16 protein-coding genes and 1 pseudogene are annotated in these 15,609 nt (G+C 67.6%); 7 read left to right on the top strand and 10 right to left on the bottom strand.

Annotated elements, in window-relative coordinates; translation table 11 throughout:
• Positions 1–749, bottom strand: a 749-nt coding sequence (locus ACWD3C_RS38880) for a tetratricopeptide repeat protein (RefSeq protein ID WP_451151757.1), incomplete at its 3' end; no start/stop codon positions are given.
• Between the two features lie 762 nt (positions 750–1,511).
• Between ACWD3C_RS38880 and ACWD3C_RS38885 the strand changes: the two genes are divergently transcribed.
• Positions 1,512–1,646: a hypothetical protein gene (locus tag ACWD3C_RS38885; protein ID WP_451151759.1), complete on the top strand. Its 135-nt coding sequence runs from the start codon at positions 1,512–1,514 to the stop codon at positions 1,644–1,646.
• 351 nt (positions 1,647–1,997) lie between these two features.
• Here the strand turns inward: ACWD3C_RS38885 and ACWD3C_RS38890 are convergent, their stop codons facing one another.
• Positions 1,998–2,396: a MerR family transcriptional regulator gene (locus ACWD3C_RS38890; RefSeq protein WP_451151761.1), complete on the bottom strand. Its 399-nt coding sequence runs from the start codon at positions 2,394–2,396 to the stop codon at positions 1,998–2,000.
• A gap of 99 nt (positions 2,397–2,495) precedes the next feature.
• On the opposite strand from ACWD3C_RS38890, the gene ACWD3C_RS38895 reads away from it, so the two are divergent.
• From ACWD3C_RS38895 to ACWD3C_RS38915, 5 genes are all read left to right on the top strand, one after another.
• Complete coding sequence (locus ACWD3C_RS38895; RefSeq protein ID WP_451151763.1) at positions 2,496–2,642, top strand: hypothetical protein; 147 nt, start codon at positions 2,496–2,498, stop codon at positions 2,640–2,642.
• A gap of 226 nt (positions 2,643–2,868) precedes the next feature.
• Positions 2,869–3,192: a nucleotidyltransferase family protein gene (locus ACWD3C_RS38900; protein ID WP_451151765.1), complete on the top strand. Its 324-nt coding sequence runs from the start codon at positions 2,869–2,871 to the stop codon at positions 3,190–3,192.
• Positions 3,135–3,719: a hypothetical protein gene (locus ACWD3C_RS38905; protein ID WP_451151767.1), complete on the top strand. Its 585-nt coding sequence runs from the start codon at positions 3,135–3,137 to the stop codon at positions 3,717–3,719. The genes ACWD3C_RS38900 and ACWD3C_RS38905 overlap by 58 nt, the downstream gene beginning before the upstream one ends.
• A gap of 114 nt (positions 3,720–3,833) precedes the next feature.
• Positions 3,834–4,745 carry a hypothetical protein gene (locus ACWD3C_RS38910; RefSeq protein WP_451151769.1) on the top strand — a complete coding sequence of 304 codons (912 nt, stop codon included), beginning with the start codon at positions 3,834–3,836 and terminating at the stop codon, positions 4,743–4,745.
• A gap of 235 nt (positions 4,746–4,980) precedes the next feature.
• Positions 4,981–5,661 (top strand): carbon-nitrogen hydrolase family protein, encoded by a 681-nt coding sequence (locus ACWD3C_RS38915; RefSeq protein WP_451151771.1) that lies wholly within the window; start codon positions 4,981–4,983, stop codon positions 5,659–5,661.
• Between the two features lie 54 nt (positions 5,662–5,715).
• Here the strand turns inward: ACWD3C_RS38915 and ACWD3C_RS38920 are convergent, their stop codons facing one another.
• The 4 genes from ACWD3C_RS38920 to ACWD3C_RS38935 are packed head-to-tail and all read right to left on the bottom strand — an operon-like array spanning position 5,716 to position 8,703.
• Positions 5,716–7,257, bottom strand: a complete 1,542-nt coding sequence (locus ACWD3C_RS38920) for a hypothetical protein (RefSeq protein WP_451151773.1) — start codon at positions 7,255–7,257, stop codon at positions 5,716–5,718.
• Positions 7,254–7,589 (bottom strand): helix-turn-helix domain-containing protein, encoded by a 336-nt coding sequence (locus ACWD3C_RS38925; RefSeq protein ID WP_451151775.1) that lies wholly within the window; start codon positions 7,587–7,589, stop codon positions 7,254–7,256. The genes ACWD3C_RS38920 and ACWD3C_RS38925 overlap by 4 nt, the downstream gene beginning before the upstream one ends.
• Positions 7,586–8,488 (bottom strand): tyrosine-type recombinase/integrase, encoded by a 903-nt coding sequence (locus ACWD3C_RS38930; protein ID WP_451151777.1) that lies wholly within the window; start codon positions 8,486–8,488, stop codon positions 7,586–7,588. Before ACWD3C_RS38930 ends, ACWD3C_RS38925 begins: the two co-directional genes overlap by 4 nt.
• Positions 8,443–8,703, bottom strand: coding sequence for a hypothetical protein (locus ACWD3C_RS38935; protein ID WP_451151779.1), 261 nt, complete (start codon positions 8,701–8,703; stop codon positions 8,443–8,445). Before ACWD3C_RS38935 ends, ACWD3C_RS38930 begins: the two co-directional genes overlap by 46 nt.
• Positions 8,704–9,016: 313 nt before the next feature.
• On the opposite strand from ACWD3C_RS38935, the gene ACWD3C_RS38940 reads away from it, so the two are divergent.
• Positions 9,017–9,604: a hypothetical protein gene (locus ACWD3C_RS38940; RefSeq protein WP_451151781.1), complete on the top strand. Its 588-nt coding sequence runs from the start codon at positions 9,017–9,019 to the stop codon at positions 9,602–9,604.
• Here ACWD3C_RS38940 and ACWD3C_RS38945 read toward each other — a convergent pair.
• The 4 genes and pseudogenes from ACWD3C_RS38945 to ACWD3C_RS38960 all read right to left on the bottom strand — a co-directional run bounded on the left by ACWD3C_RS38945 (position 9,559) and on the right by ACWD3C_RS38960 (position 15,522).
• Positions 9,559–9,879, bottom strand: coding sequence for a hypothetical protein (locus ACWD3C_RS38945; RefSeq protein ID WP_451151783.1), 321 nt, complete (start codon positions 9,877–9,879; stop codon positions 9,559–9,561). The two genes, ACWD3C_RS38940 and ACWD3C_RS38945, sit on opposite strands and share 46 nt — an antisense overlap.
• Positions 9,854–10,459 (bottom strand): class I SAM-dependent methyltransferase, encoded by a 606-nt coding sequence (locus ACWD3C_RS38950; protein ID WP_451151785.1) that lies wholly within the window; start codon positions 10,457–10,459, stop codon positions 9,854–9,856. The genes ACWD3C_RS38945 and ACWD3C_RS38950 overlap by 26 nt, the downstream gene beginning before the upstream one ends.
• A gap of 196 nt (positions 10,460–10,655) precedes the next feature.
• Positions 10,656–10,874 (bottom strand): annotated as a pseudogene (locus ACWD3C_RS38955) (hypothetical protein); the annotation flags it as partial.
• A 112-nt stretch (positions 10,875–10,986) separates the two neighbouring features.
• Positions 10,987–15,522 carry an AAA family ATPase gene (locus tag ACWD3C_RS38960; RefSeq protein ID WP_451151787.1) on the bottom strand — a complete coding sequence of 1,512 codons (4,536 nt, stop codon included), beginning with the start codon at positions 15,520–15,522 and terminating at the stop codon, positions 10,987–10,989.
• Positions 15,523–15,609: the final 87 nt, after the last annotated feature.

Raw genomic sequence — 15,609 nt, forward strand, 5'->3', positions numbered from 1 at the left:
GCGGTGAGGGCCTCTGCCCGCCGACCCACCGCCGACAGGAAAGCCCCGAGGTTGGACAGCGAGCGCGCGAGGTCGGGTTCGTAGGCGGCCGGGTTATCGGCCGCGAGCCGACGCCGGATCTCCACGGCCTGCTCGGTGGCGGTGAGGGCTTCGGCCCGACGACCCACCGCCGACAGATCGCCGCCGAGGTTGGACAGCGAGCGCGCGAGGTCGGGTTCGTAGGCGGCCGGGTTATCGGCCGCGAGCCGACGGTAGACCTCCACCACCTGCTCGGTGGCGGTGAGGGCCTCTGCCCGCCGACCCACCGCCGACAGGAAAGCCCCGAGGTTGGACAGCGAGCGCGCGAGGTCGGGTTCGTAGGCGGCCGGGTTGTCGGCCACCAGCCGACGGTAGACCTCCACGGCCTGCTCGGTGGCGGTGAGGGCCTCCGCCCGCCGACCCACCGCCGACGACATCGCGCTCAGGTTGCTGAGGATCGCAGCGTGCCGTGGGTTGTCGGCTAGGCCTTCGGTAATCGCCTTCCCCACTAGAATGATGGCTTGGTCTAGGTCGGCGAGCGAGCCGCTCCGCTCGAACCGAGCCCCCAGCGCCTCACTCAGGTTGAGCAAGAGAGCTGATCGGTCAGGATGACCGTGCGGAGCAGTTTCCGCCGCTTCTCGGAAGGCAGATACCGCGGCGTCTAGGTCGGCGAGCGAGCCGCTCCGCTCGAACCGAGCCCATGTGGCGGATGCCAGGTCACGGCTGGTCATTGAAGCCCCCCATTTCTTTGAAGATCTCAACAGCCGTTTGTCGATCCCTGAATTCCACGGTGCCTAGGCGTGGGTGTCTCCATCGGATGAGAGAGCCCTGGGGCGACATCCGGGGACCTTGGTCACTACCCGGGTCATGATCCGCTGTCTCGGGTTGGGAAGTGTGAGTCTCCGAGGTCGCCTCTTGGCGTTGCTCGGTCTCTCGTACGGCCGGAGGGGCCTGTGAAGATTCACTCGCTGATGACAGACCGCCATCGGCAATGAACCAGAGAGTATGGACGTGTGTCACGACGATGTCGACGTCCGCAGTCGTGCCCGCACGTTGCTGCTCGACAAGGACGCGAACGAGGGATTCTAGGTTTGCCCAGCGTGGTGTACCGGAGCCACGCAGCATCGCGCTAACGCCCTCATGACTGAGCGTGCCAGGGAGATCTTCTCGATCTTTGATCCAGGTGCTGATCGTGCGAGCAGCAGGCTTTCCCGCCAGCGCGTACAGCTTGTGTAAGGCGATTGCTAGATCACGCCGCGGCCCCGGAGGTAGCTGCTGCTCATCCGGCATGCGAATGCCTACCAAAGGATCTCCGTCAGCCTTTGTCAGGTTGTGTCAGGCCAACAGTGTGCCAGTCCACACCCAGCGGTGTCTGTTCAGCGCGCGGTCAGGTCGTCGCGGACCGACGACAGGGATCGCTCGGGCACTCCTCCGCCAGCCACATGGTGGATACAAGCCCCCCATCCGAGCGGAGGGCCGAGGAGGGCAATGACATGACCGTTTACCGCGACGACACGACCCGAGCCGAGCGCCTCACCTTGATCGCTGCCGCTGTGCGTGGCGTCCTCTCGGGGGCGAGCCGGGCGTTCGTCGTCTGGCTGATCAACTTCCTGGCGGAGAGGGACTAACGGACTGAGAGCGGTCCGCAGAGGGCGGCCGGAGTCATTGCAGCTGACTCCGACCGCCCCTTCGACTGTACGGCGCGATCATGTGCGAGACGCCGCGCCGTCGTCGGCGCCAGCTGAGTCGCGAGGTCTGGGTACGGTGACCGCTGCGAGGTTCAGGCGGGTGTCCATGTCGAGGTTCACCTCCCCGTACGGGCGCACATGCCGGCCTCGCCGGACGCCTTCGTCTGGCTCCGGCTCTACCAGGTTCGGAGATACGGCCGAAAGGGATAGCAGAACCGGTTGAGGGCTGGACGCGATCGGTTTCCGCGCCGAGCCGTTGTGCCTTGGGGACCGACGGAACAAGCACTCACGCTACGAGTCCTCGATGATCGCGCAGACGGTGACGGGCTGGCCGTCGGTGCAGTCGTCGGCCCGCTGCCGGGTGTCGGTGAGGGTCTGGCGCAGGGCGAGGAGCTCGGCCACGACGGTGTCGATCTCGGCGATCCGGGCGTCCAGCAGGTCGCGGACGGTGGCGCACGGCGGGACGCCGCCGGCGAGGACCGCGCGGATGTCGTCCAGGTGCAAGCCGAGGGTGCGGGCCCGGCGGATGAAGGTCAGCAGCTCGACGTCGCGCTCGCTGTAGAGCCGGTAGCCAGCTTCTGTCCTCTCGGCTGCGGGTAGCAGCCTCTTGGCCTCGTACACCCGTACCGCCTTGCGGGTCAGTCCCGCCGCCTGGGCGGCCTTGCCGATGGTCAGTCCCGGTAGCGTCATGGTCACCAGCCTCTTTGCTTCCAGTATTGACCTTCACCCAGGGGCCGGGTTCTACCGTCGCGGACGTAGGGATGGAACGCGATGAAGGAGGCGAGGGACATGCCGTTCCGCGAGGGTGAGGTCTACCGCTGCCCCGATGATGAGGGCTGCGGGTGCGAGCTGACCGTGACGAAGGCGGCCCCGCCGACCTGCGGCGGTCAACAGAGCCCGACATGCTGCTGCGGCAAGACCATGGTCAAGAAATAGCAGCAGGCACCGTCCCCGGCGGGCGGCGCGGGCGTACGATGCTGGTCATCCCGTCCCGGTGGCTTCCCCCGTGCCACCGGGACGGGATGCCGTTTCGCGGCCTTGTGCCGCCACCGGACACCGTGCTGGTGGTCTTCCCTCCTTGGGTGAAGGTGGCTGCTGCCGGACGTGCCGAACAGTCCGCGCCTCTACCCTGAAGTCCGGCGCGAACGAAGAGGAGCCGGACGTGAAGCGGGCACGAGCCGTCGACCTGGTCGAGCAGATGCTCCACCGGCTCGACGAAGACCACGACTGGCCGCTGAGCCTGGTTGAGCAGGTGTGGCTGTTCGGGAGCTTCGCCCGGGGCGCGGTCGAGCCACACGACGTCGATGTCGCTGTCCGGTTCGAGCGCGACGAGCGGATGACCGAGTTGGTCGTCCAGTCCCTGCTGTCCGGTCGTGGAAACCCCTTTGCCCCGCCTCCGCCGCGCGTCTCGCCGGTACGTCCCGCGGGTTGCAGTTCCAGTTCGAGGACTCCGCACGTGATCAGCTTGAGGCCGAGGGCACGGTGATGCTTCCGCTGTGGCGGCGGGGCGACACGCTCGCCCAGGCCCTCGCCGTCCTGCACGGAATCGCCGAGGACCCGACCGCCGGCCGCGCCGAGCGGGACGACATGATCGACGCGTTCGCCGGCCTGGACCGCCACACCCCCCGCCCCGTACGGGCGGAGCTCGTCGGGTGGCAGAACCAGGGGCTGATCACGCTCTCCCGGGTCGCACTGCCTGACGTGCCCGCAGAGGCCGACCTGCTCGCGGACCCGCAGATGCGGTGGGCGATCGACGGACGATGGAACGCCGACAGCCCCCTGCGGCGGGCGGCCCTCGCGGGGTTGGCCTACCTTCGCGGCCGTGGCGCCGTTCTCGACGACATCGACCTCGCGCGCCGGAGACTCCCCACCCCCGGCGTATGGCCGGGCACCGGTCGGAGGCCCGATGGTGGGTCAACTGGAAGTGGCAGGGCTACACGAGCATCCCGTACTGCGTCACCAGCGCGGACGGCTGGCTGGAGGTCGTCCAGCCCACCCGTACACGCCCGCTGAACGCTCTGCTGATCCAGCCCGGGCCGAGATCTGCGACCTTCCGCTGCTGAGGATCGGGGCAGCTGTGTACAACTCGTGTGCGGGTGCAGCACCCGGACGCCTACCGTTTGCCGTGTGACCCAGATGTGGACCCCTCTCTCGACACGGCAGAGCGCCGACAACGTCCTGCGGCACGACATGCCCCCGGCCCTGGCCGCCGCCCTGCGCCCGTGGATCGACGCAGCGGTCCGTGAATCCAGCCGACTGGCCAACCGTGTTCTGCTGCGCTGCGACCTGGTCCGCGACGTCGAGCACGGCCCTGAAGCCGACGCCGACGACGCCGAGTTCCTCGCCTGGCACACGCCCGACGAACGGCTGCTCGACGTTGTCGATGCGGTTCTCCACCTGCTTCCCGGTGCCAGCGCACTCGTCCAGCCCCAGGCCGGACACAAGCCCGGTGTACTGGAAACTGTGGCCGGCGGGCTCGCGAACATGAACGTTCTCAAGCACCGCCAGCCGCTGCAGCAGCTGCTCGACGACGGCCGGTCCGCGTACACCGTCAGCGCGGACGGCCGCGCCCTGGTCCATCGCGTCGACCCCACCATGACCGCATTCCTGAGCACGGCCGTCGGCGCAGCGGACCAGCCTGACCGTGGATCCGCCAGCGATCACCTGCGGCGCGCCCACAGTGTGGCGTACTCCCTGCACCCGGAGGCAGGCCGGGCCTACAGCGAGGCCATCAAGGCCGTCGAGTGTGCTGCGCACGCCACCTTGGAGCCGAACAACTCCAGGGCCACGCTTGGCACGATGCTGCGCGAGCTGCGCCAGCACCCCGGCCGGTGGGACGTCGCCCTCCCGGGGAAGACCGGAGTCGAGGGGGAGGCCACGGTCACCGCGATGATCTCCTTGCTCTGGACCGGGCAGACGAGTCGCCACGGAGGTCAGCAGCCCACCCGGGAGGAGACCCTTGCCGAGGCGCGCATGGCCGTCGACCTGGCAGTGTCCCTGGTCCGTTGGTTCGCCGACGGCTCGGTAAGCCGCCGCTGACCCGGAAGCTGGCCTTACTGGTGGGCTCGCGTATTCAACTGTCGTGTGTTGGTCCGTCGGCAGCCTTGAATAGTGACTTTGGGTGACGAGGTCGGGGAGGGTTGCGTCCGGGCAAGCGGTGATGTGCTGGTGGAAGACGGCAGGCTTCTGCGGCAGGTGCGCAACGGCTCGCTGTGTGGCCGCTCTGTAGGGTGATCGCGCGATCCGATGAGGGGAGTTCGGGGTGGAGCAGTCGTTGAGCATCGCGGTGGCGCAGCCGAGGTGCGCGGCTAACGACGTGACGGCCAACGCGGTGGCCCACGCGGAGGCCGTTCGGGCGGCGGACGCGCGGGTGGTGGTGTTCCCCGAGATGTCGCTGACGGGATACGAGCTGGACGCGGCGCCGGTCTCCCCAGACGATGAACGGCTGGCTCCGATCGTTGCCGCGTGCGCCGAGACTGGGACGCTTGCCCTGGTCGGCGCGCCTGCGCCGGGTCCGCGCATCGGCATCCTGGCTGTGGACGGAGACGGCGCGCGGGTGGCTTATGGGAAGGTGTGCCTGCACGGCAGCGAGGCCGCTCACTTTGTGCCTGGGGAGCCCGCTGTGATCGAAGGGGACGGGTGGCGGCTCGGGCTCGCCGTCTGCCGCGACACCGGTATCCCAGAGCACGCCGCGAAGACGGCTGCGCTGGGCATCGACGGGTATGTGGCTGGGGTTGTCCACGCCGATTACGAGGCTGAGGTCCACGGCAAGCGAGCCCGCCGGGTCGCAGCCGACCACGGTGTGTGGGTCGCCACGGCGGCCTTCGCCGGTCCGACCGGTGGCGGCTTCGACCGCACGTCCGGCCGTTCGGGCATCTGGTCCGCCGACGGGGAACTGGTCGCGGAGGCGAGCGCCGCCCCCGATGAGATTGCGCGGGCGGTTTTCGTCAAGTGAGTCCGAGCCGAAGCGTGGGGACCGCGACTGGCAGATGACAGAGGGAGCTTGCGCTCAACTGTCGTGTGCTGTCAGTGCTGTTGATCGTGGCAGTGACTTTCCGTGATCTCCGGGGGCGTATCGGCTCCATGTCCCACCGGTCTCGTTGAGCAGCCGGGTGGTGGTCTTGTCGTGGTAGCCGAGCGCGTCCGCGACGACGGGAGCGGGCATCTCAAGGAGTTGTTGTCGGATGGCGGCGCCGCGGGCTGCAGCCACCGGGACGCCGATCTTGTTGAGGAGTGCTGACAGGTGGTCGGGGCGGAAGGGCTGGCCCGCTCGGCGTCCGGGGAACAGCCAGGGGGATGCCTGATTGGTGGCGGTGTTCATGTGGTCGCGGTCGGCGATGTAGTCCAGCAGCAGGGAAGCGGCCGGCTCGGGGATGGGCGAGGCTGGTTCCCCGAGCCGGAGCAGTACTGCTTCTCCGTCGTGCACCACATCGTCGACGGTGAGCCGGACGATCCGGGTGAGGGGTTGTGCGTAGAGGAGCACGACGACGCCGGCGACGCGGAGGTTCTTCGGTATGTCCGGGTCGGTCAGCAGGCGGCCGAGGGCGTCCAGGCGTTCGTCTTCGCTCAGCGCGGCCCGTCGGGTGGCCTTCATCGCGGGTATGGAGAGCGAGCGTCGGCAATGGCGGCTCTGCATGGCCCAGTTGAGGAAGGCCCTCAAACAGTTGCGGCCGTGCTCGCTGTTCTCGGCCCACCAGGCGTCGACGTCGATCTGGCCGCAGGAAGCGAGGGAGGTATTCCGCTCACTCAGCCATTGCAGGAAGGCGGTCGCGTACTTGATCTGTTCGGCGGCGAAGCGGCGGATGCTGGGTGTGATGTGGCTCCGGTCGGCTCGTGCCCGCAGTTGGGGCAGGACGCGCCAGGTCGCGAAGAGTCTGATCGCCTTCGCCTGTTCGGGGTCGGCGATGCCGGCCAGATGACCCAGCAGCCAGCGCTGGAAGGAGCAGATGTACTTGTCGACGGCGGGCAGGACTCCGCTTGTCATCAGGAGTTCTTCCAGGTGAGCGGCTGACCGCCAGGGCTGGAGCTCGTGGAAGGCGTCGTGGGTCAGCGGTATCTGCCCGAGACCGAGCTGCCGCAGTCGCTCAGAGGCGTTTCCCGGCTGATCGTGGCGCAGGGCCAGCCAGGCCAGCCCGCTGCTGGGCTTGTCCATGGCAACCAGCAGGTCGAACAGCGGGGTCAGTTCGGGACGGACGCGGCCGGTGCCGTCGTCCAGGAGAGCGGTGAGCCGGTCGGCGAGCGTGCAGCGTTCGCAGAGCCGCCCGCCCAGGAGTTTCCCTTCGAAGCCGCAGCGTGAACAGTCGAAGGTCTGGGAGAAACCGGCGCAGGTCGTGCAGATCGCGGCGCCGTCAACGGGGCGGAGCCCGGGCAGGGCCCGGTCCTGGCCGCATCCCGGGCAGGCGCCCCGTGTCCGCACCGCGCGGTCCGAGCACGTCCGGCAGACGTATCCGTCCGGCCAGGTGCCGGCCTTGTGCTTGCGGCGTCCGCAACGGCAGCACTCGGCCACGAACCAGCGTTCGTACTGCTCGTCGGTGGCGTAGGTCCGGCTCATGCGTCGGGCAGGATGCGGGCCGCACGAGGCCGCAGCTTCGCAACGTTCGCGGACAGAGCCGGGAGGTCGCCGGTGGCGGTCTTGCGGACCCCCGCGTTCTCGGCGGTGGTGGCCACCAGGTCCGCCGGGGTGCAGGAGAGGATGTCGCAGAGCGCGGCCATGACCTGCAACGACAGCCGTTCCGGGGTGCCGGAGACCAGGCGGTGGACCTGCGAGGCGGACAGATCGATCCCGCGTTCACGCAGCAGCGGAACCAGCTCGGTGGCCGTGAAGATCTGCTGCTTGGCCATCACCTCGCGCAGCCGCCAGGTGTAGCCGACTTTGCGCTTCATGCGTTCCTCCCGCTCCGGGCCTGAAGAGCCGCGGCGATGGTGGTGTCCAGGTGCCGGCGCAAGGTGCGGGTGCGGAAGTCCGAGGACACGCAGGTGTAGATGGAGGTGGTGCTGGCGTGCTCGTGACCGACCTGTTCCTGGACGAAGCGCGGGTCCCAGCCGTCTTCGATCAGGTGGGTGACATAGGACCTTCGCAGCGAGTGGAAGTCCAGCCCGTCATCCAGGCCGAGAGCCTCGCGGTATGCCTTGAAACGGGAGTTGATCCGCTGGCAGCCGATCCGCAGGCCCCGCTCGGACGGCCAGGCGGCCGGATTGCCGTCGGTCCCGAACTGGGGCCGGACCTCGGTGAACCACTCGTCCAGGACGTCCGGGGTCCAGTCGAACACCGTCAGCACTCCGCGGCGCTTGGGCGGCGAGCCCTTCTTGGCCTTGCCGAACCGCACCTGACACCGGCCGAACTCGCCGAACTCGACCCCGTGCGGGTTCCGGCCGAAGTCGGCCGCGTCAAGCATCCGTGTCTCGTTGCGTCGGGTTCCGTATGCGTAGGCGGTCTTGAACACGGTGGCGTCCCGGAACGCAGGCAGCCAGCCCTTGCGGCCCAGCGAGCGGATGCGAGCGACCTCGTCGTCGCAGTGGGCGAAGAAGGCGTGCAGTTCAGCCTTGGTGAACGCGCGCTTCTTCGGGTCGGACTCGTTGTCCTGGACGTGCACCGCGGTGTTCCACTCGTGCACCACCTGGACCGGGTGGGTGCCGAAGCGTTCCTCGCAGGTCGCGGTCCATTCATAGAGGGGGTCGGTCACGAAGTGGCAGAAGGACCGGACGGCCTCGGAGTACGAACGGATCGTCGAGCGCTTCAGGTCGCGCAGTGAGCGCAGATCGCCGAGCCATTCGTCGACCATCGCCGGCGTCCAGGGTAGGTGTTCACGTACGCGGTGAACGCCTTCACCGCGTTCTCCCGGCCTTCCACGGTCGTGCGGGCCAGGTTCCGTGCCAGCTGCTGATTGGCGAACCCGGTCAACATCGCTGTGAAGACCTGTTCCTCCGGCCGCAACAACGCGACCCCGTCGACCAGGAGCAGTCTCGCCGCCCCTGGTATCGAACCGTTGAACCCCACTGATCCACCACTCTCCGTGACTCGCATCAGATGCGAGAAAACCGCATCCTATGCGATCCTCCAGAAGACCAGCAGGTCAGCCCCTTGGGTGAGTGGAGACAAGGCCCTGCTGGCCGCTATCGTCACCGGTAACGCAGGCACCCAACTCCACAGGATCGCAGCACGGTTGACGCCCCTGCACAGGCCGATTCGCATACCGTCGCGAATTCGCATCTGATGCAATTGGCGGCAGTTCGTACAACGGAACAGCCGTTGGCGCTGAGATTGATCTTGACGGGGTCGGGGTGTCAGTGGGGTCCGCGAGACTGATGCGATGACCCCTGTTCAGGATGGCTGGCGGGCTGTGGCGGACCCCCGAGTGCTGTGGCCGCGTGAGGTGGCCGACTTCCATCCCTGGTTGATCGGCAACCTCGACCGGCTGGCCCCGTTGGTGGGGGTGGAGCGGCTGGAGTACGTCGGCCGGGAGACTCCGGTCGGGGAGCGGTGGACTCACACCGATCGGCGTGGGCGGGACCGGCTTGTCGGCGGCATCCGGCCCGACGTCACCGCCCGGGACGAGTCGGGCCGACTCGTCGTCATCGAGGCCCAGTTCGGCCCGGCCGACCACCAGCACCTCGGCCAGCTGGTGACCTACGGCCGTGCCACGCAAGCGGCGATCGTGGCGTGGGTGGTCGCGGACTTCGACCCGGTGTTCAGCGCCGACCACCTGGACGCGCTCGCGGAACTCAACGAGGTCCTCGCCGGACGCCGCCGGTTCGCCGTCGTGGCGGTCACCGTGGAATCCGACCCGTCACCAGTGCCCCCTGCCGCGGACGCCGCCCTCATCCCCCGGTTCCACGGTGTCGACCTGCCGACTCACCGATGGATCTCAAGCCCCAGCCCGTCGTCCTGCTCCAGCTGACTCGTCACGGCGGCGTGGTACGCCTGAAGGAGCCGGAGGCAGGAGGGCACGGCCGGAGCCCACTTCGACTCGGCGGCCGTGAACGATGACCGCTCCCACGCCGCACCGCCGGACCGGGGGACCAGACGGACCCGCCCGGCGAGCAGCCGACGGCGGTCCAGCCACCTCTCCAGGTCCGGCTCGGCCTTGGGGCCGAGCTTGCCGAAGAACCCCCGCACCGCGAAGGCCACCAAGATGTCCCGCAGAACCTCACCGGCGGTGGACGCTGACGGCATAGCCGCCGCCATCGTAAGAGTCGGCGTCCCAGGTGGCGAAGCGGTCGACGAAGGTGAGGCCGGCTGCGGCGCAGTAGTCGTCGTATTCTGACAGGGTGATGCTGGGTGGCACGGGCAGGTGGGCTTCGTCCAGGCCGAAGCCGGCGACGATCAGGCCGCCTGGACGCAGGGCCGCGGCCAGGCGCTCGACCGCCGTGGCCTCGGTGCCAGCGGCGAGCAACGGGAAGACGTTGCCTGCGGCGATCACGAGATCGAAGTGGGGTGAAATGCCGAGCAAGTCCGGGTCGAACCCGGTCAAATCGACCTGGAACCAAGGCAGTTCCGGTGCCTGTTTCTGCGCCACTGCCAGCATCGACGCATCAAGATCCACTCCCACGCAGTCGTAGCCGAGCTCCGCAAGCCGGATCATGACCCGTCCGGTACCGCACCCGGCGTCCAGCACCCGCGCTCCGGCAGGCACGAGTGCTGCGCAGAACCGCGCCTCACCGTGCACATCCTTCCCGCTACCGGCCAGGGCCGCGAACCGTGCAGCGTAGTCCTGTCCGGACGTCCCCCCGGTCAACTCCTCCCAACGGCTCATGAGGCAACTATAGGTCGATCATGTGCCGCTCGAAGATGCGGCTGAGCTCGCGGCGCTGTCCTCGTCGCCTGCTGGCACACCTGGACGACGACATACGGAGACGTGAACGCCTGGGCGGGCATTCTCGACAAGGATGAACCGGGTTACCTGGGTCCTGGACCGAGCCTCCGTTCGGTGAGACGGTGCACCCCGGCGAGGACGGCGCGGTCCCCTCGGCCCGGGCGGGGTCCTGCCCGCTCTCGTCCACGGGAGCCAGCACCTCGCCGACCCGCGAGCAGGCGATGGCCCACTCCTTCCATTCCCGCTCGGCCAGGGCCAACTCGGCCTGGACGCGGTCGGCTTCCTCCCGCAGCTCGTCAACACGACGGCGAGCACCCAGCTCACGCTGTTCCAACAGCCCAACCACCGACGGCATCCACGACCTCCCGGGCAGCGACAGCACGACAGGCCACAACTCCCACGGGACCGCGGACCCTATGCCCGACCAGCGGAAACGCAGTCCTCAAGTCCGGAAAGACAACAGCTTCTCAGAGCCTCTCATTCCAGACGAAGCACGCAACATCCGGCCCGTAGCTGATCAGGAAACCTGCGTGCGTGGCCGTCAGGGACTGGCCGGCGTCCGGCAGTTGGCAAGACCACACCTGACGCCCGGTGGCCAGCTCCCACACGATCGCGCTCCTGTCATGGCTGGTGGTGATGGCTACGAAGGTGCCGTCCGGCAGGGTACCGGTGGTCACCGCGGTCACTTGGTCCGTGTGTCCGGTAAGAGCGTAGCCAGCGCCTGTGGTCAGGTCCCACACGATCGGATCACCACTGTGGCTGGTGGTGATGGCGATGGGAGTGCGGTCCGGAAGGATCGCGGTGACAATCGAGGTCACCCGGCCTATGTGTCCGGTGAGGGTGTGGCGTCGTGCGCCGGAGACCAGGTCCCACACGATGGTGGTCTTGTCGTTGCTGGTGGTGACGGCGACGGGGGTCCCGTCCGGCAGGACGGCGTAGGCCACCTTGCGCACCATACGTGTGTGCCCGGTGAAGGTGTGGCGTCGTGCGCCGGTGGCCAGGTCCCACACAATGGCCGTCTTGTCGTTGCTGGCGGTGACGGCCACGGGGGTCCCGTCCGGCAGAATGGCCGTGACGATTGTGTTCACCCAGCCCTTGTGCCCGGTGAGGGTGTGGCGTCGTGCGCCGGAGACCAGGTCCCACACGATGGCGGTCTTGTCGTTGCTGGTGGTGACGGCGACGGGGGGCCCGTCCGGCAGGATGGCGTAGGCCACGCTGCGCACCATACGTGTGTGTCCGGTGAGCGTGTGGCGTGGAGTGTCGGTGGCCAGGTCCCACACGATGGCGGTCTTGTCGTTGCTGGTGGTGACCGCGATGGCGGTGCCGTCCGGCAGCGCGGCGGTGATGACTGCCGTCACTGCACCTTTGTGTCCGTTGAGGGTGTGGCCTGCGGCGCCAGTGGCCAGGTTCCACACGAATGAGTTCTTGTCATCGCCGACAGTGACGGCGACGTGGGTCCCGTCCGGTAGGACAGCGCAGGCCGCAGCACGCACGGTGCGCTTGTGTCCGGTGAGGGGGAGGTGGCGGGTGTCGGTGGTCAAGTCCCACACGATCGCGGTGTCGTCCGCACCGGTCGTGACGGCGAGGGGGGTGCCATCGGGCTGGGTGACTGCGGCGACTGCGGTCACCAGGTCTGTGTGTCCGGTGAGGGTGTGGTGTGGGGTGTCGGTGGTCAGGTTCCACACGATTGAGGTCTCGTTGCTGGCGGTGATGGAGAGGCGAGTGCCGTCCGGCAGGATGGTGGTGACGGCAGCGTTCACCGCACCCACATATTCGGTGAGGGTGTGCTGGCGAGTACGGGGGATCGCGTCCCAGGCGAAAAAGCTCGTCTCGCTGCGGAAGGTGACGGCAATGTCGGAGCCGTCCGGAAGGACGGCAGCCGCGCGGAGCCTCACGTAAGGGAGGTGGCCGGCGTGGATTGCTGAACCCTCCGAGATCGGGCTTCTGTGGCGGGGAGGGAAGACTGCGACAGGGATGCCCGGCAGGGTGACCTCGAATGACGCGTTCTTCCAACCCTTGTCCTGACTGAGGGCGTGGCCGGTGCCGGTGGTCAGGTTCCACAGGGTCGCGGTCCCGTCGTTGCTAGTGCTGACGGCGATAAGGGTGCCTTCCGTCAGAGTGGCGGTGACGATCGAGTTCACCTGGCCTTTGTGGCCGGTGAGGGTGTAGCGCCGGGTGCCGGTGGTCAGGTTCCACAGGGTCGCGGTCCCGTCGTTGCTAGTGCTGACGGCGATAAGGGTGCCTTCCGTCAGGATGGCGGTGACGATCGAGTTCATCAGGCCTTTGTGGCCGGTGAGGGTGTAGCGCCGGGTGCCGGTGGTCAGATCCCACAGGATGGTGGTCTCGTTGCTGCTGGTGATGGCGGTGTGAGTTCCGTCGGGCAGGACTGCGTAGGTCACCTTGCGCACCGGGTAGTTGTGCCCGGTGAGGGTGTGGCGCCGGATGCCGGTGGTCAGATCCCACACGACCGGGCTCTCGCTGTCGCCCAGTGTGATGCCGATGGGAGTGCCATCCGGCAGGACCCCAGTGGTCAGGGCACTCACCCCGGTCAGGGTATGGCGTCGAGCAGGGTGTGCTGCAAGTCGAGTAGCCCACTGGGGAGTTGCTGAGGCGGGCCGGTTGCCAAGCGGGATTACAGCGAGTGCGCGGGCGAGCTCGGGCTGCCGCCAACTGCTCGCGTCCAGGGCAAGCAAGCTGCGGCGGACAGCCATGTGACCGCGATCAGGATGATAAGCGCTGGTGGTGCGGTAAATGTGAGCACACAGGACGGCCGGTTCGGCGGCGGCGTGGTGGAGTCGGGCGGCGAGATTGTCAGGGTCGGCGTGGACCAAGTACCCCGGGTCCTGGAGAAGCTCGTCCAAGGCCCCGTTGCCAGCGACGGTGGCATGTGCGGCAGCGTAGCGGAGCAGGTAGGGATGGGCGTGTTCCCAGTCGCGGTGGCCGCCAGCGATGGTCGGAACTGTGGACAGCAGCGCGGAGTGGAGAGCCGCTGGATCGGTGAGGGGGGCCGTGTGATCGGTCAGAGCCTGGTGGAAGTAGCGGTACAGCAAGCGCTGTTCAGAGTCGGGGGTGGTGCGCAGGTAGAACGCGACTTTGGTGAGGGCACGGCGAGTGTCCGTCAGCTGCGGTGTGGGCTGACTGGAAGTAGGGGGGCATTGGGCGAGTGCAGTGGTGTGTATGAGGTCGAGGGGCATGCCTTGGCCTTGGGCGCGGCCGAGAACAGCCAGTACGGGCTCGATCCATGGCTCAGCACGGGCGAGGGTTGTGCGGTGAAGGTCGAAGACTTCGGTGATGCTGCAGGGGGGAGGGACAGTGTCATCGGCAGCGGTGGTCAGAAGGTGGTCGGCATAGAGGGCAGCGACAAGGAATGCTCCGCTGTCGGTGTAATTGGCGATCCGATCGGCCACGTACCGGATGTGATGTGCGGGCGAGCGGGTGTCGAGGATCAGATCCAGGTAGGCATGGAGATCGTCGGCTAGGACGCTGCGGTCGTGATCGGTCACAGGGTCGAGATTCAGCACTGAGCCGCTGTTCTGCACGGTGTAGGCATGCAACTCCGGAAAGACGTCCCACCAGGGACGGGTACCGATCATCACCCGCGGCCCGGACGCGGAACGGGTATATGCCTCGATCAGCGGCAGGAGGAGACTATCCACCACTGCGCCAGGATCAAGTGCTTCGTCAAGTGCGTCCAGGATCACCACTGTCTCACCTCCACCCCGCAGTTCATCCAACAACTGCGCCATCCCCGTCTGGCTACGCGAGCCCTCGGAACGTGGGATGCCGCCACGGCGGGCGGGCTGGCCGTTGAGCTGATGGCGGAGGGAGTCGGCGATCTGCTGGAGGGTGAGCTGACGGGCATGAACGGCCAGTACCCGCCCAGCGGGGACCGCGCGGAAGGCGCGGACTGCGTTGCGAACACGCGGGCGTAGCGGGGCGAGTTGCGAGTGGGTGAGGCAGGCAGTCACACCCAGGAGAGCTGACTTGCCGCTGCCCGGACCGCCCGTGACGACCAGCAGCGGTTCCCGGGAAGCGCGGTCAGCGCTGATCCACCTTTGAATCCTGCCCAGCGCGCTCGTGCGTCCGGAGAATTGGATGATGTCGGCGTTTGGATTGCCGGCCGCGCGGGTGGCGAAGTGGAGCGGGTCCAAGCCGGGTGAACAGGCGTGGGCGAACTCCCGCAAGCGCGGATCCATGCCATCCAGCAGGGCCGCATGGGGAGCACGGCGGTGGGCGGGGTTCGGGAGGAAGGGCTGCGGCTCGGCACACACTTCAACGTGTGGGGTACGCACGATCGTTTGGCCAGGGAAGCCTGCTGCACGGTCAGCTCGGGCCAATTCACGATCGATGGCGGCGGCGAAGGTGTCGACAGGCACGTACTCAAGGGCAGGAGTCAAGTCGAGTGTGCCGTCAGCGAGCTGATGAAGGATGGCAGCGGTGGCAGCGGAAAAGCGGGCTGCGTAGGTGTCGGCATCGTTGATGCACGCGCCGATGATCCAGGCAGTGCGCACCATGCCCTGCGCACGGCGGGCGGCTAAATCCTGCAACTGCTGCTGGACGATCGCCTGCCCGGCCCCACATACATCGAGAAGAAACAGTACCGGGCGGGTCCCGTTCTCGGCCGCCGACAGAAGCTGATCAAAGCTGATGCACGTGTCGTCTAGGAACTCTGCCCGGGCATCAGCGCCGGTCGGAGCCAGATAGAGACCACCATTGGTGCCACGGGTTCCGTGTCCGGCGAAGTGCACAATCAGCGGCTCTTCACGCACAGGACCCTGTCTCAGGCCACGCCACCGATCCAGGAACGTGCCTCGGTCAACTTCCAACAGAGGGTCACCACCAGTGTGCACGCCCGTGCGATGCAGAGCCGAGGCAACAGCGCGCACCGCTTTCTCGACCGAAGACAGCGGACCGAACTGCACAACGCCGTCAGCCTGCTGTTCCTCACTCTCTTCCAGGTCGGGAAAGTCCCCCACACCTGCTATCAGTGCCTTGCTCGCCATGTTCGCCCGCACGCTCCCCGCGTCGAATCACACCCGGACGAACGCTCCGCCCGCGCCTAAATACGCCAGAGCTGCCCCGGCATTGGC

The sequence above is a fragment of the Streptomyces sp. NPDC002845 genome, from assembly GCF_053591955.1.

Coding starts and splice junctions, on each gene's coding strand:
- ACWD3C_RS38940 (WP_451151781.1), top strand. CDS start 9,017: ATGACCCCTGTTCAGGATGGCTGGCGGGCTGTGGCGGACCCCCGAGTG.
- ACWD3C_RS38925 (WP_451151775.1), bottom strand. CDS start 7,589: ATGAAGCGCAAAGTCGGCTACACCTGGCGGCTGCGCGAGGTGATGGCC.
- ACWD3C_RS38920 (WP_451151773.1), bottom strand. CDS start 7,257: ATGAGCCGGACCTACGCCACCGACGAGCAGTACGAACGCTGGTTCGTG.
- ACWD3C_RS38895 (WP_451151763.1), top strand. CDS start 2,496: ATGCCGTTCCGCGAGGGTGAGGTCTACCGCTGCCCCGATGATGAGGGC.
- ACWD3C_RS38885 (WP_451151759.1), top strand. CDS start 1,512: ATGACCGTTTACCGCGACGACACGACCCGAGCCGAGCGCCTCACCTTG.
- ACWD3C_RS38960 (WP_451151787.1), bottom strand. CDS start 15,522: ATGGCGAGCAAGGCACTGATAGCAGGTGTGGGGGACTTTCCCGACCTG.
- ACWD3C_RS38890 (WP_451151761.1), bottom strand. CDS start 2,396: ATGACGCTACCGGGACTGACCATCGGCAAGGCCGCCCAGGCGGCGGGA.
- ACWD3C_RS38950 (WP_451151785.1), bottom strand. CDS start 10,459: ATGAGCCGTTGGGAGGAGTTGACCGGGGGGACGTCCGGACAGGACTAC.
- ACWD3C_RS38945 (WP_451151783.1), bottom strand. CDS start 9,879: ATGCCGTCAGCGTCCACCGCCGGTGAGGTTCTGCGGGACATCTTGGTG.
- ACWD3C_RS38930 (WP_451151777.1), bottom strand. CDS start 8,488: ATGGTCGACGAATGGCTCGGCGATCTGCGCTCACTGCGCGACCTGAAG.